Below are 19,454 nucleotides of genomic sequence, written 5' to 3' on the forward strand. Positions count from 1 at the left end.
ACTACTATTTGCTTAGATTAGCGTAGCTCAACAGGAACGGCAAATACTATGTTCTCTTCTTCACCTGGATTTTCAACAACTTGGTTACCACCCAATTCTTTTAGACGAGCAATAACCTGTTGAACTAAAACTTCTGGTGCAGATGCACCTGCAGTTACACCCACTGCATTGATGCTGTTGAACCAATCCGCTTCAACATTACTCGCATCATCAATTAAATAAGCAGTGGTGCCCATTTTGTCAGCAAGTTCACGTAAACGATTTGAGTTAGAGCTATTTTTAGCCCCTACAACAAGCAGCACATCCACTTTATCTGCTAAATCTCGAACTGCATCTTGACGGTTCTGCGTGGCATAACAAATGTCATCTTTACGCGGGCCATCAATTGCCGGAAACTTAGTACGAAGTGCATCAATCACATCTGCCGTATCATCTACAGATAACGTCGTTTGACTACAGTAAAATAGATTTTCAGGGTTTTTAACCGTCAGGCTAGCAACATCTTCAGGGGTTTCTACTAAGTAAATACCACCCGCTTCGTTGTCGTACTGCCCCATTGTACCTTCTACTTCAGGATGGCCATGGTGACCAATTAACACGCACTCAGTGCCTTTACGGCTTGCGCGTGTAACTTCCATATGTACTTTTGTTACCAATGGGCAAGTTGCATCGAACACTTTAAGGTCGCGACGTTTTGCTTCACTACGTACCGCCTGCGATACACCATGCGCACTGAAGATAACAATACTGTCGTCAGGAACCTGATCTAGCTCTTCAACAAACACAGCACCGCGATTTTTTAAACCATCAACAACATATCGATTGTGAACGACTTCATGGCGCACATAAATTGGCTTTTCAAAGATATCCAGTGCACGCTCCACAATACTAATTGCACGGTCTACACCTGCGCAAAAGCCACGAGGATTCGCTAATAAAATATCCATTAACCTGTTACCTCTAAAATATCAACTTCAAAGGTTAGACGCTGTCCTGCTAGTGGGTGGTTGAAGTCAATCGTGACTGAGTCACCTTGAACTTCACGAACAAGACCTGGTAGCTCAGTGCCATCTGGTTGAGTAAAGGCAATAATATTACCTACTTCAGCTGGAGTATCTGCACCAAACTTGCTGCGATCAACATAATAAATGTTATCTGGGTTTGGCTGACCAAATGCATCTTCAGGCTCTAATGCAAATGACTTACTGTCACCAGCAGATAAACCAAGTAAACACTTTTCAAAATTTGCTGTCAGGCTGCCATCACCCATTCGCAATTTTGCAGGTTTATTATGTACTTTAGTTGAGTCGGCTGCAGAGCCATCTTCTAACTTAATTGAGAAATGAAAGATCACTTCAGAGTTTTCACCAATTACAGCTTGGCTCATGCTTGTTGCTCCTTAGGACTTTCGCCTGTGAAGGCATCAAATAAAAGTAATGCGGCACCGATACAAATTGCACAATCGGCAATATTGAAAACAGGAAAGTGCCAGTTTTCGTAATATACATGCAGAAAGTCAATGACATAGCCATAAGCGATGCGGTCGTATAAGTTGCCAATCGCACCGGCTAATACTAACGCATAAGCAGAACATAATACTTTGTTAGACGCTGGCAAGCGTTTCAACCACCACACTAAAAGCACACTGATCGACACTGCAATTAAACTAAAGAACCAACGCTGCCAGCCACCTGAGTCACTTAAAAAGCTGAAGGCTGCACCATAATTATGTACATAGGTGAAATTAAAGAATGGCAGAATATCAATCGACTCTTCGTAGGCCATGGTACTAACGACAAGTGATTTTGTCGCATAGTCTACTACCAAAAGTAGTAGACTAAGCCATAACCAAACCAAGCCACTTTTTCCGGCTAGTTTGCTCACAAACAACTCCTATGCGAACTGACGCTGTTCACCATCGCCATCAACATTGCTTACACAACGGCCACAGATCTCAGGGTGAGCAGGATCAGCACCTACATCATCACAGTAATGCCAACAACGCTCACATTTTTCAGCGGTTGTTGCAGCAACTTTAATGTATAAGCCATCAATTTCTGTAGCTTGCGTATCTTCTGGCTGTGCTGTCACAGTTTCAACGGTTACGCCTGACGTTAATAGTACAAAGCGCAGTTCATCACCTAATGCAGCTAATTTCGCGCTTAGCTCTTCACCTGCATAAATGTTTACGTTTGCTTGTAGAGTTGCACCAATAACTTCTTCTTTACGAGCTGCTTCTAGTACACGGTTTACTTCATCACGCACGTTAAGGATTGTTAACCAATCATCGTTGCTGAACTTACCTTGTGAAGAGGCTTGCAAGCCATCGTACCATACTGAAGTGAATACAAATTTGTCACGCTCACCTGGTAATGCTTCCCAGATTTCTTGTGCGGTGAAGCTTAAGATCGGTGCCATCCAACGCGTCATAGCTTCAGCAATATGGTAAAGCGCAGTTTGACATGAACGACGCGCGTGGCTGTCGCTTTTCGCTGTGTATTGACGATCTTTGATTACGTCTAAGTAGAACGAACCTAGCTCACCAGTACAGAAGTTCATTAGCTTTTGCGTTACAAGTAGCATTTGATACTTGTCGTAAGCCGCTAAGATTTCATCTTGAAGTTCAGCTGCACGGCCCACAATCCAACGGTCAAGCTCAACCATGTCTTCAATAGCAACTTGATCAGTTTTTGGATCAAAACCATTTAAGTTCGCAAGTAAGTAACGGCTCGTGTTACGAATACGACGATAACGGTCTGCTGAACGCTTAAAGATTTCATCAGATACAGTCATTTCAGCTGTAAAATCAGTTGATGCAACCCATAAACGTAAGATGTCAGCACCTAGTTTGTTCATCACGTTTTGTGGCGAAATTACGTTGCCTAATGATTTAGACATCTTGCGGCCATTTTCATCAACCGTGAAACCATGTGTTAGCACTTGCTTATATGGCGCATGACCATTGATAGCAACCGATGTCATCATTGACGACATAAACCAACCACGGTGTTGGTCAGAACCTTCTAAGTAAAGATCAGCAGGGCCGGTTAAATCTTCACGTGCATCAACCACACATGCGTGAGTAACACCTGAGTCAAACCATACATCTAGCGTATCTTGTACTTTCATGTATTGCTCAGCGTCATCGCCAAGTAAAGTAGCTGGGTCTAAGTCATACCAAGCTTGAATACCTGATTTTTCAACCAATTTCGCAGCTTCTTCGATAAGCTCCTGTGTATTCGGGTGAAGCGCACCAGTGTCTTTATCAACGAATAATGCAATTGGCACACCCCATGTACGTTGACGTGAAATACACCAATCAGGACGGCCTTCAACCATGTTTGCAATGCGGCTCTCGCCCCACTCAGGTAACCACTCAGTCTTTTTGATTTCGTTTAATGAATCTTGACGAAGGTTAGCTTGGTCCATACTTACGAACCACTGTGGCGTAGCACGGAAGATAATAGGTGTTTTATGACGCCAGCAATGTGGATAGCTGTGCGTAAGCGCATGATGATGCAATAACGCATTGTTTTCAGTTAATACGTCAATAACGCTCGCATTCGCTTTAAATACGTGCTGGCCTGCAAACATTGGTGTGTCAGGTAAGTAAACACCGTTAGCACCAACCGGATTAGCTACTTCTAAACCATAAGCAAGACCTGCCGCGAAATCCTCTTGACCGTGACCAGGTGCAGTATGAACAACACCAGTACCAGAATCAGTCGTTACGTGATCAGCAACAATCACAGGCACTGTGAAGTCATAGAATGGGTGAGCAACTTGTAAGTTCTCAAGTGCAGCACCTTTTACATAACCGAGTACGTGGTAATGTTTGAAGCCATAACGGTCCATAGCATCTTTAACTAGCTCAGAGCCTAAAATTAGACGTTGCTGTGCACCTTCATCATCAATTTGAACAAGAGCATATTCAAGCTTTTCGTGAACCGCTACTGCACGGTTAGCTGGTAATGTCCAAGGTGTTGTCGTCCAGATCACTGTACTAACTGCACCTGTACCTTCATGGCCTTCAGCAAGTTCAAACGCATTGATTACAGCATCTTGATCAGCAAACTGAAAACGCACATCGATTGCTGGAGACTGTTTATCTTGGTATTCAACTTCCGCTTCAGCAAGTGCTGAACCACAATCTGTACACCAGTGAACAGGTTTAGCACCTTTGTGTAAGTGACCATTTTTAATGATGCGACCAAGTACGCGAATCGCGTTCGCTTCAAAGTCAAAGTTCATTGTTAAGTAAGGCTTGTCCCAGTCACCAAATACACCAAGACGTTTAAAGTCTGTTTTTTGACCTTCGACTTGTTTTTTAGCGTATGCGCGACACTTTTCACGGAACTCAGCAACCGATACTTTCACGCCTGGCTTGCCTACTTTCTTTTCAACCATTAATTCAATTGGTAAACCGTGACAGTCCCAACCCGGCACGTAAGGTGCGTCGAAGTCAGACAAAGTTTTTGACTTAACAATAATATCTTTAAGAATTTTGTTTACCGAGTGGCCTAAATGGATATCACCGTTTGCATACGGAGGACCGTCATGCAAAATGAAGGTTTTTTTACCTTTTTTAGCGCTGCGAATTTGACCATAAAGATCGTCTTCATACCATGTCTTAAGCATCTTTGGTTCACGTTGTGCCAAATTGCCGCGCATTGGAAACGCTGTTTCCGGTAAATTCAAAGTATGTTTGTAGTCGCTCATTAATCCTACTTTCCGTATCGGCTACCTAATTTAAACCAAAACACTGCTTAGCGGCGGTTACATCATCTGCAATCTGCGCCGTCAGTTGTGTTAATGTCTCGAATTTTTTCTCATCGCGAAGCTTTTTAATTAGCTCCACGTGCATAAATTGTCCGTAAATATCTTGCGCAAAGTCGAAAAGATGGACTTCTAACAATGCGCGTGTCCCATTAAATGTGGGTTTGTTGCCAATATTTGCAACCCCATATAATTCTTTATCACCAACTTTAGCTCGTACCGCAAAGACCCCATTTACAGGGCATACTTGGCGTTTTAGTGCTATGTTGGCAGTTCTGAACCCTAATTCACGACCTTTCGCCCAGCCATGAATAACACGTCCAGAAATCGCATAACCATGACCTAACATGGTTTTTGCATCTTCTAATTGCCCTGCAGCAAGCGCATGGCGAATAAGGGTACTACTTACTCTATCATTGAGTCTGCGAAAACTTGCAGTACTTTTCACATCCATGTTCAGCTCAGTGCCCATGGTTTTTAGTAACGCAAAATCGCCACGACGACGTTTGCCAAAACAAAAGTCATCACCAACAGTTAATGCTTTAACGCCTAGCTTTTCAACCAGTACTTGGCTGACAAACTGTTCTGCTTCCATGTTGGCAAATTGCTGATTGAAGCTAATGCAAATCACTCGCTCCACGCCTAATTTAGCAAGCAAACTGAGCTTATCACGTAGTCGCGTTAAACGCGCGGGTGCATTATCTTTAGCAAAAAACTCTTGTGGCTGAGGCTCAAATAACATCACAGTACTTGGCAATTGATGCTTTTCTGCGTCTTGCAGCAAGCCTTTAATCACTTCTGCATGACCTAAGTGCACGCCATCAAAATTACCAATGGTCAACACACAGCCATAATGCTGCGCGCGAATATTGTGAATACCTCTAATTAACTCCATACCACCTTTTTGCCTTTATCAGCGAGCCCAAAACATTGATATCGGGCTTGAAGCGCCGATTATAATCTTTTTTTTAGTTTGATTCAGTAGTTGCAACACTTTTTATCGTATTTAGTCGCACACCTAAAATGAATAAGGCCGCAAAGTAAACAAAAACCGCCAGCACTAATAACCCACTCAACAGCAGCACTTGTTCAGTAAAGTACCATGCCTTCCACGCAAATTGCTGGCCAACATACCACACTGCAGCAGCCATTAATAAACTTGAAAACAAACACTTAAAGGTAAAACCAAGGCTCATCGCAGAAAACTGATAAACGCCTTCTTTACGTAGTTGATGATACAACAAATAGGCATTACAACTGGCCGACATCGCGGTTGCTAACGCTAACCCCAAATAGCCAATAAATGGAGCTAGCATAATGTTAAACACCATATTTAACACCAGTGTTTTAATGCCTATTTTTACTGGAGTTTTAGTATCTTGACGTGAATAGAAACCTGGAGCTAACACCTTGATTAACATAAAGCTAACCAGTCCCACAGAGTAGGCCATCACACCGTAACTTACCGCTTTTACATGATCAATTTCACCGTTTTGAAACGCACCATGATCAAATAAAACCGTAATAATGAGCGGGCTTATCACCATTAAGCCAAACATGGCCGGTAAGCCTAAGAAAATAACAAACCTCACCCCCCAATCGAGGGTTAGTTGAAAATCTTTTGTGCTTTTGGTGCTATGTAGCTTAGACAATGCAGGCAGTATGACCGTTGCTATACCGATACCAAATAAGCCAAGAGGAAACTCAATTAAACGGTCAGAGTAATAAAGCCACGCGATAGAGCCGGTCATCAACATCGAGGCGATCATAGTGTCGAGTAACAGGTTTATTTGACTGATAGACACACCAAACAAGGCTGGTAGCATGAGTTTTCGGACTTTCTTAACGTTTTCATCTTGCCAGCCCCATTTAGGGCGGCTCAACATACGGGCACGATACAAAAATGGCAACTGGAACAATAACTGTACTAAGCCCCCTACAAACACGCCGATGGCAAGCGCGTATGCCCCCACCGAAAATTTATCGTGTAGAAAAACAGCACAAGTGATAATTGATATATTCAACAGCACAGGGGTAAATGCCGCCACAGCAAAGCGATTATATACGTTCATAACCGCACCACTTAGGGCAACCAAACTCACGAAAAATAAGTAAGGGAAAGTCAGTTTTAACAGTGCACTAGCCAGTACAAACTTTTCTGCATTTTCGCCTCCTTGCCACCAATCGATAAACCAACCGGTACCAAATAAAGCAGCTATGACTGGAGAGGCAACCACCCCAAAAATGGTAACAATTAATAAAATAGTTCCTAGGGTGCCGGCTGCTTGAGCCACAAACAGCCTGACTTTATCATCGCCTTGTTGTTCTTTTATCTCAGATAAAACCGGCACAAAAGCTTGAGCAAAGGCTCCTTCGGCAAATAACCGCCTTAAAAAGTTAGGAATTCGATTGGCAAATAAAAACACATCCGCAGCAGCACTGGCACCTAGCAGATTTGCCACAACAGCATCTCGTACTAACCCTAAAATACGCGAGATCATCGTCATTGCACTAACAATCATCCCAGAACGAAATAATCCTTTTGCCACCTTAAACCTATTATCAAAAAACTTCTAAGATGGGCGATTATGCCTAAAATATCCTTAAAGCACTAGGCTCGAACCCGACCCTTTGTTACAATAGCGATATTAACTGCTAAAGCGGCAAATTGATGTTCGTTATAAGGAGCAGTTTTTCTTGAGATGTCAAAATTTCGTTGACATTCATGATAAAAACAGGCATATTCCACGGCCTTTAAATTAAGCTTATTTTAAGATTGTTAGGAGCAAACCTTGGCTAACATCAAGTCTGCAAAAAAACGCGCTATTACGAGCGAAAAAAATCGTCAACATAACGCAAGCCGTCGTTCAATGATGCGTACTTACTTCAAAAAAGTAGTTACTGCTATTGAAGCGGGCGACAAAGAAGCTGCACAAGCGGCATTCGCTGTTGCAACACCTATCCTAGACCGTTACGCAACTAAAGGTCTAATCCACAAGAACAAAGCAGCTCGTCATAAGAGCCGTTTAGCAGCTAAAATCAAAGCGCTATAATTTGTTTTTGATGAATATGAAAAAACCGGCTTTTGCCGGTTTTTTTTTACCTGTAATTTAATTAGGCACTTTCTAAATGCCCAATAATTAATTAGCTAGACAATTTCGAGCTCTGGGTAGAACTTTTTCAACATTGCGGCAATTTTCTTAGGTGTGAAAGGTTTAACCACAAAGCCTTTAGCGCCCTTCTCAATCGCTTCTTTAACGTTTTCTACTGTTGAATGAGCCGAAACCATTACAACGTTTGCTTCAGGCGAGATTTCGTTGATTTGCGAGATAATCTCTTTACCATCCCCATCGGGTAATTCAATATCTAAAAAGATAATATTAAACTCTTTTTCTTTACATGCGCTTAAACACTGCGCGGCCGTAGAAGCCTCACGCACATTGTCGATACCTAGGTGCATTAATGTTTGATTTAAAAAACTGCGAACCGTGCCTACGTCGTCCACAATAAGAATTGAAAGCTGCGTATCCATACTATTCCTCTTAACTATGAAGATAAACACTCATTGCACTTAAGAGTGTAACGCATTTAAGCTATAAGTAATTTGAATTTGACTATTATATCAAAAACTTCGTTATAATCTCATTATAGAGACCTATATTAAAAAGGCCAGATAAGCTTTATGTCTAATAAAATAAAAAAACAATCTTTGCTTGGTAAAACACCTGCACGAAAAAAGCCAACACAAGCAAAGCGCCAAAGACCAGCTCCCCAGCAACAAGCGCGAGCACAAGCTGCGCAGCAAAGCGTTCCTGAAGTCGAACTTAAAAAAAGTAAAACACGGTGGTATGCGCTCGCAGCAGTTGTATTAATTCTGCTAATTACGCCCAAACCTGTGTTAATCACTTATGAAAAGCTAGGTATGGTCTCGCAAAGTGTATTTTGGCCAGGGGTTTTTGGTTATGGTGCAAACTTATTTGATTCAACCCTCAGCCCCCGTGCAGACCTAAGCCGCAACATTATTTACCTCTGCCAGGATAAGCGCAAACCAGATACCTGCCAGAAGTATCGCGTGACAGAGCAAAGTGGTTTTTTTGCTGCCATGAAAAAGCTAATAATGGATTAAAAAATCTAATCCGAAAATTTAAAATTACTTGGTTGAAAGCTGTGTAAAAGATCACCATAATGGCGCTCCTTTTTCAACACAGACACGATCAGATACGACCATGCTAAACGAGCTAGATTGGCTTTTAAACTTAACGTTACTTGCACTAGGACTAGGTGCATTTTTTATTAACCAGCTTACATTACTGCGTTTTGCAGCGATTAGCGCGTGTAGTTTATTATTTTTATCGTTTAGTTTAGATCTGATGTCATCAAGCGTTATCTCAAATATGAGCTTGGTGTTGATCAACACATTTTATTTATTCAAGGTCTACACATTTGGCCAATTGAATATCAATCAAGGTTAATCTTCTCCTAAGATAAATTGATAGAATAGGCTATCCCATCTATCAGCTTTTATGCCCAAGCAGCCCTCTGCTTGGGCTTTTTTTTACTTACAAAATGATTGAACTTAGATACCATAAACGGCGTATATATACCCAAGCCACCTCAAGATGCAGAATTCAGCGTTTCACAGGTGCTTAATATCAAGGCGTTACTTTGCAAGAATGGTGGTCCCTTTTAAGAAGTAACAACTATGAGAGTAAGTGCCTGTGAAACGCCCAGAGGGTTGGTTTAAAAGCGATTTATACTGCGTTATTGATTTTAACAATAGAACCACTATTATTTGCAATCAATGCCTTGCCTAAATCGCTTTTAATTCCAACTGAAACTCGCACCTTGAGGTGGTTTGAGTATTGATAATTTGGAGGTACATTATGTCATTAAACGACTTCGACTTATTTCTCTCATCAATGGAAGACGTAAAACCTCTTAAGCATGACACTGTTCAATTTGATTCTACGAAACAGGGCCCTTCTTTAGCGCAACAAGAAAAACGTAAAGCAGCTGAGTGTGATTTAGCAATTGATGAAAACTATTTACGTACTGAATTCGTTGAGCTATTAGATCCTCATGCCATATTGGCATTTAAAAAAGATGGCGTACAAGGCCAAGTATATAAAAATCTGCGTTTAGCTAAATATCAACTCGATGCCACGCTTGATTTGCATGGCCAGCCTCTTCAACGAGCGCGCAGTACGCTTTTTAATTTTATTGATGACTGCCATAAACGAAATATTCGTGTCGTACTAATTCGCCATGGTATCGGTATCAAAAATAAATCACAGCCGGGTATTTTAAAGAGCTATACCAATAAGTGGCTGCAAGAAATTCCAGCGGTTTTAGCCTTTCATAGCGCCCTTAAGCATCATGGTGGTAGCGGTGCGACGTATGTGATGATTAAAAAGTCAGACGAGAAGAAACACGAGAACAGAGAAATCCATTCAAAAAGAAGTTAATAGAATAAGTGGTTGAAGTGCAGCATAAAAACATGCTGCACATATTAACTGTGATTGGTTGGTTATGATTGGCTTACTTCAATAACCTGAGCCGGCTGCTCTGATGCATTCGCTTGATTAAACCATGCTGAAACACCAAGAACGATTACTGACACTACGACTAGACTAAATTTAGCTCCACCTTGATTAGATTTCATAACGCCTCTTTTTTATTATTGTTTTTTTATTGAGCAACAACAGAATAGCAAAGTTACAGATGTTAACAAGGTGTATATTAAACTAATTTGTAATGTGTCAATAACCTTTTGTTCTATCGACCTGATTTATTAGATTTTTCCCTTCAATTAATCTTTTGACATTACCCGCAATTTGCAAAGTCACAGTCTCTAAATCTGACAATGCAGCACAGTGAGGTGTTAAGGTCACCTTTTCATGAGACCAGTAAGCATGCGCCTTAGGTAAAGGCTCTTCGCTAAACACATCAAGGGTAGCGCCGCGTAATTGCTCACTATCAAGTGCTTCAAGCAAGTCTTCATCGACAACATGCTTGCCTCTGGCAACATTAATAAGCACCGCATGATTCTGCAATTTACTTAGCAGTGATTTGTTAATGATACCCTGAGTGTGTTGGTTAAGTGGCAGCAAGCACACGAGATAATCAATTTGACCAAGCATGTCATCTAACCCCTGCTGTGTGTAATAGGTATTAACTTCAGCATCGTGTTTTTCACTATTAGACCAGGCACTCACTCTAAAGCCATTTGCGAGTAAACGCTTAGCACAGGCTTTACCTAGTTCGCCATAACCCAAAATACCCACATGTTGATGTGAATACGCTCGCTTTGGCTTCCAAGTACTGGCTGATTGTTTTAAATAATATTCTTTGAGTCTCAGCTTGTGTGCCAACACATGGGTCAACACGTACTCTGCCATATCATTTGCAAGATTATCATCGACAATTCTAACAACGGGGACGTGCGCCGCTATCTTCGTTAAGTCGATGCTATCAACGCCAGCACCAAATGAAGAAACCGCTTTTAAATTTACCAGCTTAGGCCATAAGTCAGCAGGGGCATTCCAAGCCAGTACAAACTCAACGGCTTGGTAATCAGTGCACTCAGACCAAAGCTGCACGTCAACCTCTGGTAATAACGCTTGTAATCGGGCAATTAATTGGCTGCAATCTCGGCCTGTTACAGCTACAAGTAAAATCATTGTCTTCTCCATTTTGCCTCGTATTCGAAGCGCTCTTTAAAAAGTCACACAACTGCAACCTAACTGTCACAGCGAACTCTTACCCTAACCTCATCGCTGAATGCGTTTATGTTTGAGGTTTGTATGATCAGTGTTGATAAAGTAATAGAAGCAAATTTACCACAGTTAGAAAATTCACCAAAAGTAAAAGGCTTAGTAAAGAAAGGTTTGGGTTATTTATTACATGAGCAAGAGTTTGTTGCCTTTGGTGATGCATACCCACACTTACAAGGACTTGAGTTTGTAGAGCAAGTACTTGATGAGCTAGACTTTGACACGCGCTATAAGCCAAAGCAAATGGAACATATTCCAAGTGAAGGTAATGTCGTTATTGTCGCTAACCACCCTATCGGCTCTCTTGATGCATTAGCGCTGATAAAAGTCTTATCAAGTGTACGCCCTGACTTAAAAGTCGTTGCAAACCGCATGCTGATGTCAATCACTCCGATGCACTCGTTACTCCTTCCCGTTGATAACCTCTCTGGTACAAGTAAAAAGAAAGAACTTGCTAATATCCAAAAGCATTTAAAATCAGACGGTGCGTTATTAATCTTTCCTGCAGGTGAGGTGTCACGCTTAAGTCCAACGGGTATTAAAGACTGTAAATGGAATACTGGCTTTTTACGTATGGCAAAGAAAGCCAACGCACCTATTTTGCCTATTTACATTAAAGCGAAAAACAGCCCATTATTTTACGGCACCTCAATGATCTACAAACCCTTAGCCAGTTTGCTGTTAGTCAAAGAGATGTTCAAACAGCGACAAAAATCATTAGAGTTTGAAATTGGCGCGTCCATCCCACCTGAGTCATATTTAATCGAGAATTTAAAAGACAAAGAAATAGCTCAGCTGATAAGAAAGCAGTTGTATCGACTGATCACAAAAAAGCCTCTGCCGTTAAAAACGCAAACCCCTATTGCCAGTCCAGAAGCAACGAAAGACCTTAAAAAAGCCATTGAAGAGTGTGAGTTATTGGGAGAAACCTCTGATGGTATGAAAATTTACTTATATCAATACTGTGGTAGCTCACCGATTTTCCGTGAACTGGGGCGACTACGTGAAATTGCGTTTCGGGCAGTCGGTGAAGGCAGTGGCAAACGCCGAGATATAGATAAATACGACATGGATTATCAACACCTTGTACTGTGGGATGCTAAGCAACTTGAACTAGTCGGCGCATACCGACTTGCCTGCGCACAAGACATTATAGAAAAACATGGCCGCAAAGGTTTATATACTGACAGCCTATTTAGCTACAGCGATGATATGGCGCCGTATTTTGAAAAGGGCATTGAGCTCGGTCGCAGCTTTGTGCAACCCAAGTACTGGGGTAGAAAGAGCCTAGACTATTTGTGGTTTGGCATTGGCGCATTTGTGAACCGCTACCCGCAATACCGCTATTTGTTTGGCGCAGTTAGCGTATCTAACGCACTCCCCGAGCAAGCTAAATCACTACTCGTTCATTATTACCAGCATTATTATGGTGCTAAACAAGTGTTAGCTATCCCCAATAATGAATATCGCCATACCGAATCACAAAAAGAACAATGTGCTCAGCTATTTGCTGGGGATGATATTAAAGAAGACTTTGTTGAACTTAAGCATGTACTTGCCAATATCGGCGCGCAAGTCCCAACCCTATTTAAACAATACACAGAGCTTTGCGAACCTGGTGGCGTACAATTTTTAAGTTTTAGCATCGATCCTGAGTTTAATAACTGCATTGATGGTTTAGTGCTTGTCGACTTAGATAAAGTGAAAGCGAGTAAAGCTAAACGATACTTAGGGCAGACACGCGAATAGTCGTTATAAAATAGCTAAAAAAAAGTCGGCACACTCGCCGGCTTTTTTCTTTTTAATTAAAGATATTTCTAAGTGCAGCTAAATATATTTGCTCAATAATTTTTAAATCTGCGATAGGAACATGCTCATTAACTTGATGAATGGTATGGTTTCGCACGCCACATTCAATCACTTGCGTGTGCTCATTAGCAAAAAAGCGACCATCTGATGTGCCACCACTGGTACTAAGCATAGGGAAGCTGCCAGTTACTTCATGCACGGCTTGTTCAAGCTGCTGTAATAAGCAATTGCTTGCTTGATGCAGGGTATAAAATGATTCACACGGGCGCTCCCAAACAAGCGTTAGCTGTGATGCTAGATCTGCCAATGCAAACTGAATTTCTTCTTTAACGTCTTTACTTTTATAGCCATGACTATAACGTACGTTAAACGTGAGCTCACATTGAGCAGGAACAAGATTATCTACCACATTGGCAATATTAATTCCGGTCACTTGCAGTGTTGTAGCCGAACTGGCTTCATCTTTGTGCCAGCTAATTGCCGTTAGGCGCTTCACAACCTCTGCACTTAAATGCGCTGCGTTTATAGTGTTTGCTGGATAAGCAACATGCCCAGCTTTACCTTGAATAGATAATCGAGCAGACAAAGCTCCCCTTCTGCCATTTTTAATGGTATCACCCACATGCAAATGACTCGTCGGCTCGCCTACTAAGCAACCATCTAGCACAACACCTTGTTTGGCTAACCGCTCAGCAATCAGTAAAGAGCCGTATTCAGCCTCGCCCTCTTCATCTGAGGTAATTAACCAGTAAAATGTGCCGCGTTTATTGCTATTTTGCGCTAAAAAGCGTTTTGTTGCGCAAAGCATAGCAGCAACGCCGCCTTTCATGTCTGCTGCGCCACGGCCATAGATATTGCCATCGACTATCTCAGCGCTAAATGGATCAACTCGCCAATCACCTTCTGCAGCAGGTACCACATCAATATGACCAGAAAAAGCAACGATAGGGCCATCACCAAAGGTGATTTTAGCAATTAAATTAGTAACATGATTAAAGCTAAATACTTCACAGTCAAAGCCGAGCTGGCTTAAGTTATCTTCAAGCCAATCAATTGCACCAGCTTGAGCAGGCGTAACCGATTTAAATCGGATCAAGGTTTGTAATGTTTCTACCACATCTGATTGCACCGAGAAGTGCGTTGCTAACTCTGCATTTGATATCAAACTCATAATAACCCTAGTCAGTTAGAAAGCTTAGGTTATTACAACGAGAGATTATGACCGCAGTGTGAAACTTAAATTAATGATTTCCTTCTTCAATGAGGGTTTCTTGGGTTACCTTGGCAATATCTTTGTCTTCTTTGGTTAACTGTGTTCGCTGCCAACGACCAGCTGCGAACCAAAGATAAGTAATAATCGCCACAAGTACATTAGTAATAGCAAACGAATACCAAATTCCCTGTGCTCCAAGTGAGGTATGCTTAGATAAAATATACGCGGTAGGAAATTGAATAACACATTGCGAAAGTAGTGACACAACCATAGCATTGAGCATGTTTCCTGAAGCCCTAAATGCAGCAACCACACAAAGCTGCACGCCTATTCCGCCCCAAGTTAAACACATAACGCGTATGAACTCTGCGCCACCAGCAATCACAGACTCATCATCAGGAATGAAAAAAGCCACAAAGTATTCAGCAAACAGATAAGCAACAACGCCCACTAATGTTAGGCCTAGTAACCCCCAAAGCGAGGCTAAACGTGTTATTTGTGCTGCACGCTGTGGATTTCTTGCCCCCATGTTTTGACCAACCAAGGTTGAAACAGCCATTGAAAGGCCCATTGCAGGGATCATCACCATTTGTAAAATATTAGAACCAACACCATAAGAGGCAATGGTGTGTGTACCAAAGCTTGCCACCAAAAACGACATAATGATTAGACCAAAGGCTCTTGCAGAGAGTTCAACCGAGCCAGGAGCCCCTAAAAAGAAGGCTTGTTTCATATATTGCCAGTCTGGCTTAAAACTAGAGAGTTTAAGTTGGATGCCGTGGCGGCCTCGCAAAAATACCCATACCCCGATTGCAGCCGCTAAGCTTTGTGTGATTAGTGTGGCTAATGCAGCCCCCATTACGCCAAATCCAGAAAAGTCACCCAAACCAAAAATCAGTAAAGGGTCGAGCACAAAATTGAGTAACACAGTACCGCTTACAATATAAAGCGGCACCTTGGTTTGCCCTATGCCACGCATTAAGGCTTGAAACATGGCATAAATAAACACAAACACAACGCCAATAAAAGATACGTGCATAAATTTAAGTGCATCACCATACACTTGATCTTCAACACCTAATAAAGTCAAAAAGTAAGGAGAAAGCACATAGCCTATTAAGCCAAGTATGGTTGCGGTAATTGTCACCATCAACATAGTTTGGGCTGCAACATGGTTTACCTTATCTTGCTGACCAGCTCCCATGTATTGAGCGGATAAAATAGCGCCCGCCATTGCCAAACCAGAGCCAATAGCAATCACCAAAAAGGTAACTGGCATACTGACAGAAACGGCAGCCACTTGTTCTGCCCCTAAGCGCCCTACCCAAAATGCATCGGTCAACTGATAAGCAGACTGCAAAATATTGATTAAGATGATCGGGATACCTAATTTAAGTAACGCTTTTGAAATCGAGCCATGAAGAAATAAGTGCTGCGGATCAGCCATGAAAAACACCTAATTAAGCAAATAACTCTGTTAGTTTACCAGCCGCAACTGAATATAGAGTCAATAAGAGTCAATCTTTTTTTTGCTGTACCTGTTTAAAAACTTAATCTAAATCAATAAATGGCTTCACTTAGTTCAAACATTTTTGAAACTTTGATCTAGAACAGGTTTTGTCCGCTTCAAGTTAGTAATAATAGCCTCAACCAAATAAGACAAGTAGTTCGCGGAGAACAACATGAAAACTAAATTAAGCATTGCATTACTTACTTCACTATTAGCACTCTCTCCTGTTGCAAACGCAAACTTAAGCGTGAACGTAGGTGCAATTAATGTAAACCCTGATAACGACAGCTCAAAAATCAATGAAGCACCAACGTTAGGTCTACGTGCAGATGATGATACTCAGCTAGGTATTACCGTAGATTATGCGCTTGATGACAATTGGGTAATTGAATTAGTAGCAGCAACACCTTTTAGTCATGATGTTCAAGGTGCAGGTGGTTTAGCAGGTAACAAAATTGCAAAAATCAAACATTTACCACCAACACTTTTAGCGCAATACCACTTCTTAGACTCAACTTATAAGTTCCGTCCATTTGTGGGTGTAGGCGTAAACTATACTGTTTTCTTTGATGAAGAGCCTTCAGCTGCACTAAAAGCAACACTAGGTACTGACGATGTAGAAGTTAAACTAGATGATTCATTTGGCTTTGCAGCTCAAGCTGGTTTTAACTACATGATGAGTGAAAACTGGGGCCTACATGGCATGGTTTCACTAATCGACATCGATACAGACGCAACAGTTTATGCTGACGGCGCAAAAGCGTTAACTTCAACTGTAGAAATCGACCCAGTTGTTGCTATGTTCGGTGTGAAATACAAATTCTAACTTTCATTTTGTGAAAGCCCATACGCACAAAAAGGCCATTTATTGGCCTTTTTTATTTCCATTCATTTCCTAATACCAAATTGCTATTTGTCTAAATTTTAAGACAAATTCTGCCAACCAATAAATTTGAACTACACTTAAAACTTAAGCTACACCTTTATCATTGGTTATTAAGTCACCAGTAGAAAATATCATCGAAACTATGCCCAAGAGCATGCAATATCTGAATTTTCAGAGCTGGTCAATTGTTGTCCCTATTAGCCAGCAATTATAAAATAACCATAATAATTTTGACGTATAGAATGTAAATTGCGTGATAACGAGGGGCGTTAGTTGAAAATATTTTTTAATTCTTTAGTTCTGCTTACGTGTCTTATTTTAACTTCATGTAAAGTAAAAGACCCGAACGAAGATAAACCAGATGAGCAAACGCAGGTCGCAATCAGCGATCGCGAAAAACTGCTTGCTGGTAGTGCAAATATTTCTTTTACGATCACCGATGAAAATCAAACACCTCTAAGCAATATCAGTGTTACCTTAGCTGGGCAAAGCTATCAGTCTGATAGCGATGGTACTATAAGTGTTAGTAACCTTGCTTATGGCAATCATGCGATTATGGTTGAGCAAACGGGATATTTTCCGCGTGCAAGTATTGTCGTTAATCAACCAAACTCATCGACAACTACCGTTCAACTCCAAACTAAAGCATCGAGCAGTAAAAGCCTCTTATTTGCTGGCGATACCATGTTTGGCCGTCGTTATTTAGATCCCAATTTAAAAACCATGGGCACGTCTATTCCCGATGTAACTGATGCCTTGATCCATCCAGATACAGCAGGGGCAGACAGCATTGCAATTACTGCTGATGTAGCAGCCCTATTTGAAAATGCTGACTTTGCATCAGTTAACCTAGAATCGCCAGTGACGACTAATCCAGCAACCGTCCATCCAACCAAAGAGTTTAGCTTTTTTAGTCTACCCGATTCACTGCAAGGGCTAACCGAGATAGGCATAGATTATGTTGGTCTTGGTAATAACCATATCTTCGATTACTTGCAATCCGGCTTAGAAGATACCCTCATTGAAGTAAGCAATGCTGGCTTACTACATAGCGGTGCAGGACTTGATGAAACCCAAGCAATGACCACAGTGAGTAAAACACTTGAAGATGTAACGCTCGTGCTTTTTGCCGCCACTTCAATCACAGGGACAGAACACGAATACAGCTACATTGCTGATACTGAAAAAGGCGGGGCTGCAAATTTAACCAACTCGGATACAGTTAAATCTTCACTAGAAGAACAGGATTCTTCACAATTTATCATTGCCCAAATGCATGGAGGTGATGAATACACCTATTCTCCTTCAAGCTATATTGGCAGCCGCTTTGAAGCATTATCGAAGCAAAATACAGATCTCCTTATTGCTCACCACCCCCATGTAGCGCAAGGCTTTGCTGTCTATAACGATATTCCTGCTGTACTCGGTCTTGGTAACTTCGTATTTGACCAACCTCGCCTTGATACCTTACTCGGTGTTGCTGTGATGATCGATTTAAACACGGAAACGCAAACCGTCAACCGGGCTTTTGCTTATCCTATTTTTGTTGAAGATTATAAACCACGCTTTACAACCGGTTTTTTAACTCACTACTTATTAAGACGCCTTGCTGAGTTTTCTGATGACAATATCACTTTAATTCCTCGTGATAATTATGGTGAAGTCTATTTTAGTCAAAATCAGGCAACCAAGAGCACGACAGACGTCACTATTGAGGTAAATAGCAATAGTGACATTATTGACTTGCGACAATACGCCCCTTCATCAGCCGCATTCGTATCCGAGATCGAAGTAACCAGTGGCGAACTCAGTAGTATGGTCTTTGGCCGCGACATAATGGTGTTTGGTGATTTTGAAGATTGGGATAACGACAGCGAAGCGTTTGAAGTAAGCCGCTGGGATCACACCAGTGACAGTGTTTTTCCATGTACAGACCAACCTTATGCTGGGATTCAAGCACTGTGCTCAAGTCGTGACGAGTTCGACAATACGCCATCGATAATACCGTTTAGACATACAATGCGAGTGATGGAACTAACAGATGAAAATGGCGACCCACTTCTGAGTAAAGACTTCTCATTTTATGGTTATTTACAATCAGAAAATGGTGGAAAAATTGATGCACTATTAAGTTATACAACCGAAATAGACGATCTTACTTTTTCACAACATAAAATAGATGTAAGTGAAGGCGGTGACCAAGCATGGCATGCATTTAGTCATGACTTTAGTTTACCGTCAGATGAGTTCACTTTAGGACCAAAAGAACTTCCACCAAGAGGTGTGAAACTGCAATTTAGACATTATGCACCAAGTAAAGGTGAAGCAATCTCTCGCTTAGATAATGTTGCACTAATTAGCTGGCAAGATGCTATCAGCTTAGATAATGGACTATGGCAAACCGAGAAAATGCACGGTTTTGACTTTTTAAAAATCTCAGCAAGTGATGATACGAGTGTAAAAATTACGTTCACATTACTTGATTAA

18 protein-coding genes are annotated in these 19,454 nt (G+C 41.4%); 7 read left to right on the plus strand and 11 right to left on the minus strand.

Annotated elements, in window-relative coordinates:
- Positions 1–17 precede the first annotated feature (17 nt).
- The 6 genes from ispH to murJ all read right to left on the minus strand — a co-directional run bounded on the left by ispH (position 18) and on the right by murJ (position 7,325).
- On the minus strand, positions 18–947 hold the full coding sequence (gene ispH / locus AUR67_RS12260; RefSeq protein ID WP_058585474.1) for a 4-hydroxy-3-methylbut-2-enyl diphosphate reductase: 930 nt from the start codon (positions 945–947) through the stop codon (positions 18–20).
- Complete coding sequence (gene fkpB / locus AUR67_RS12265) at positions 947–1,387, minus strand: FKBP-type peptidyl-prolyl cis-trans isomerase (protein ID WP_058585475.1); 441 nt, start codon at positions 1,385–1,387, stop codon at positions 947–949. The genes ispH and fkpB overlap by 1 nt, the downstream gene beginning before the upstream one ends.
- The gene (lspA, locus tag AUR67_RS12270; RefSeq protein WP_054561910.1) at positions 1,384–1,884 is read right to left on the minus strand and encodes a signal peptidase II; all 501 of its coding nucleotides are present in this window, start codon (positions 1,882–1,884) and stop codon (positions 1,384–1,386) included. The genes fkpB and lspA overlap by 4 nt, the downstream gene beginning before the upstream one ends.
- 9 nt (positions 1,885–1,893) lie before the next feature.
- On the minus strand, positions 1,894–4,719 hold the full coding sequence (ileS, locus tag AUR67_RS12275; protein ID WP_058585476.1) for an isoleucine--tRNA ligase: 2,826 nt from the start codon (positions 4,717–4,719) through the stop codon (positions 1,894–1,896).
- A 25-nt stretch (positions 4,720–4,744) separates the two neighbouring features.
- Positions 4,745–5,671, minus strand: coding sequence for a bifunctional riboflavin kinase/FAD synthetase (ribF, locus tag AUR67_RS12280; RefSeq protein WP_054561912.1), 927 nt, complete (start codon positions 5,669–5,671; stop codon positions 4,745–4,747).
- Positions 5,672–5,744: 73 nt separating this feature from the next.
- The gene (murJ, locus tag AUR67_RS12285; protein WP_268801429.1) at positions 5,745–7,325 is read right to left on the minus strand and encodes a murein biosynthesis integral membrane protein MurJ; all 1,581 of its coding nucleotides are present in this window, start codon (positions 7,323–7,325) and stop codon (positions 5,745–5,747) included.
- A gap of 243 nt (positions 7,326–7,568) precedes the next feature.
- Here murJ and rpsT point away from each other — a divergent pair, with 243 nt between their 5' ends.
- Entirely contained in the window at positions 7,569–7,829 is a 261-nt protein-coding gene (gene rpsT / locus AUR67_RS12290; RefSeq protein ID WP_054561913.1) for a 30S ribosomal protein S20, read from the plus strand.
- A gap of 95 nt (positions 7,830–7,924) precedes the next feature.
- Here the strand turns inward: rpsT and AUR67_RS12295 are convergent, their stop codons facing one another.
- Positions 7,925–8,308 (minus strand): response regulator, encoded by a 384-nt coding sequence (locus AUR67_RS12295; protein ID WP_054561914.1) that lies wholly within the window; start codon positions 8,306–8,308, stop codon positions 7,925–7,927.
- A gap of 150 nt (positions 8,309–8,458) precedes the next feature.
- On the opposite strand from AUR67_RS12295, the gene AUR67_RS12300 reads away from it, so the two are divergent.
- The 3 genes from AUR67_RS12300 (at position 8,459) to smrA (ending at position 10,241) form a co-directional block, all read left to right on the plus strand.
- Entirely contained in the window at positions 8,459–8,902 is a 444-nt protein-coding gene (locus AUR67_RS12300; RefSeq protein WP_054561915.1) for a hypothetical protein, read from the plus strand.
- A 100-nt stretch (positions 8,903–9,002) separates the two neighbouring features.
- On the plus strand, positions 9,003–9,248 hold the full coding sequence (locus AUR67_RS12305; protein ID WP_054551958.1) for a hypothetical protein: 246 nt from the start codon (positions 9,003–9,005) through the stop codon (positions 9,246–9,248).
- Positions 9,249–9,659: 411 nt separating this feature from the next.
- Positions 9,660–10,241, plus strand: coding sequence for a DNA endonuclease SmrA (gene smrA, locus AUR67_RS12310; RefSeq protein WP_054561916.1), 582 nt, complete (start codon positions 9,660–9,662; stop codon positions 10,239–10,241).
- Positions 10,242–10,303: 62 nt separating this feature from the next.
- Here smrA and AUR67_RS21485 read toward each other — a convergent pair whose 3' ends face one another.
- Complete coding sequence (locus AUR67_RS21485; protein WP_268801430.1) at positions 10,304–10,438, minus strand: hypothetical protein; 135 nt, start codon at positions 10,436–10,438, stop codon at positions 10,304–10,306.
- 97 nt (positions 10,439–10,535) lie between these two features.
- Positions 10,536–11,456 (minus strand): 2-hydroxyacid dehydrogenase, encoded by a 921-nt coding sequence (locus tag AUR67_RS12315; protein ID WP_058585477.1) that lies wholly within the window; start codon positions 11,454–11,456, stop codon positions 10,536–10,538.
- A gap of 123 nt (positions 11,457–11,579) precedes the next feature.
- On the opposite strand from AUR67_RS12315, the gene AUR67_RS12320 reads away from it, so the two are divergent.
- Entirely contained in the window at positions 11,580–13,298 is a 1,719-nt protein-coding gene (locus AUR67_RS12320) for a lysophospholipid acyltransferase family protein (protein ID WP_058585478.1), read from the plus strand.
- Positions 13,299–13,350: 52 nt separating this feature from the next.
- Here the strand turns inward: AUR67_RS12320 and dapE are convergent, their stop codons facing one another.
- Both dapE and AUR67_RS12330 read right to left on the minus strand, forming a co-directional pair.
- Positions 13,351–14,529 carry a succinyl-diaminopimelate desuccinylase gene (dapE, locus tag AUR67_RS12325; protein WP_058585479.1) on the minus strand — a complete coding sequence of 393 codons (1,179 nt, stop codon included), beginning with the start codon at positions 14,527–14,529 and terminating at the stop codon, positions 13,351–13,353.
- Positions 14,530–14,599: 70 nt separating this feature from the next.
- Entirely contained in the window at positions 14,600–16,018 is a 1,419-nt protein-coding gene (locus AUR67_RS12330; RefSeq protein WP_058585480.1) for an MATE family efflux transporter, read from the minus strand.
- A gap of 235 nt (positions 16,019–16,253) precedes the next feature.
- Here AUR67_RS12330 and AUR67_RS12335 point away from each other — a divergent pair, with 235 nt between their 5' ends.
- Positions 16,254–16,907, plus strand: a complete 654-nt coding sequence (locus AUR67_RS12335) for an OmpW/AlkL family protein (RefSeq protein ID WP_054561921.1) — start codon at positions 16,254–16,256, stop codon at positions 16,905–16,907.
- Between the two features lie 333 nt (positions 16,908–17,240).
- A complete protein-coding gene (locus tag AUR67_RS12340) occupies positions 17,241–19,454 on the plus strand; it encodes a CapA family protein (protein WP_152996524.1) in 2,214 nt (737 codons plus the stop codon).

Origin of the sequence: Pseudoalteromonas sp. XI10 (assembly GCF_001469895.1) — a bacterium.
Lineage (GTDB): Bacteria > Pseudomonadota > Gammaproteobacteria > Enterobacterales > Alteromonadaceae > Pseudoalteromonas.

Coding starts and splice junctions, on each gene's coding strand:
- AUR67_RS12320 (WP_058585478.1), top strand. CDS start 11,580: ATGATCAGTGTTGATAAAGTAATAGAAGCAAATTTACCACAGTTAGAA.
- AUR67_RS21485 (WP_268801430.1), bottom strand. CDS start 10,438: ATGAAATCTAATCAAGGTGGAGCTAAATTTAGTCTAGTCGTAGTGTCA.
- ribF (WP_054561912.1), bottom strand. CDS start 5,671: ATGGAGTTAATTAGAGGTATTCACAATATTCGCGCGCAGCATTATGGC.
- AUR67_RS12330 (WP_058585480.1), bottom strand. CDS start 16,018: ATGGCTGATCCGCAGCACTTATTTCTTCATGGCTCGATTTCAAAAGCG.
- AUR67_RS12335 (WP_054561921.1), top strand. CDS start 16,254: ATGAAAACTAAATTAAGCATTGCATTACTTACTTCACTATTAGCACTC.
- fkpB (WP_058585475.1), bottom strand. CDS start 1,387: ATGAGCCAAGCTGTAATTGGTGAAAACTCTGAAGTGATCTTTCATTTC.
- AUR67_RS12315 (WP_058585477.1), bottom strand. CDS start 11,456: ATGATTTTACTTGTAGCTGTAACAGGCCGAGATTGCAGCCAATTAATT.
- ileS (WP_058585476.1), bottom strand. CDS start 4,719: ATGAGCGACTACAAACATACTTTGAATTTACCGGAAACAGCGTTTCCA.
- smrA (WP_054561916.1), top strand. CDS start 9,660: ATGTCATTAAACGACTTCGACTTATTTCTCTCATCAATGGAAGACGTA.
- AUR67_RS12305 (WP_054551958.1), top strand. CDS start 9,003: ATGCTAAACGAGCTAGATTGGCTTTTAAACTTAACGTTACTTGCACTA.
- AUR67_RS12300 (WP_054561915.1), top strand. CDS start 8,459: ATGTCTAATAAAATAAAAAAACAATCTTTGCTTGGTAAAACACCTGCA.
- ispH (WP_058585474.1), bottom strand. CDS start 947: ATGGATATTTTATTAGCGAATCCTCGTGGCTTTTGCGCAGGTGTAGAC.
- AUR67_RS12295 (WP_054561914.1), bottom strand. CDS start 8,308: ATGGATACGCAGCTTTCAATTCTTATTGTGGACGACGTAGGCACGGTT.
- dapE (WP_058585479.1), bottom strand. CDS start 14,529: ATGAGTTTGATATCAAATGCAGAGTTAGCAACGCACTTCTCGGTGCAA.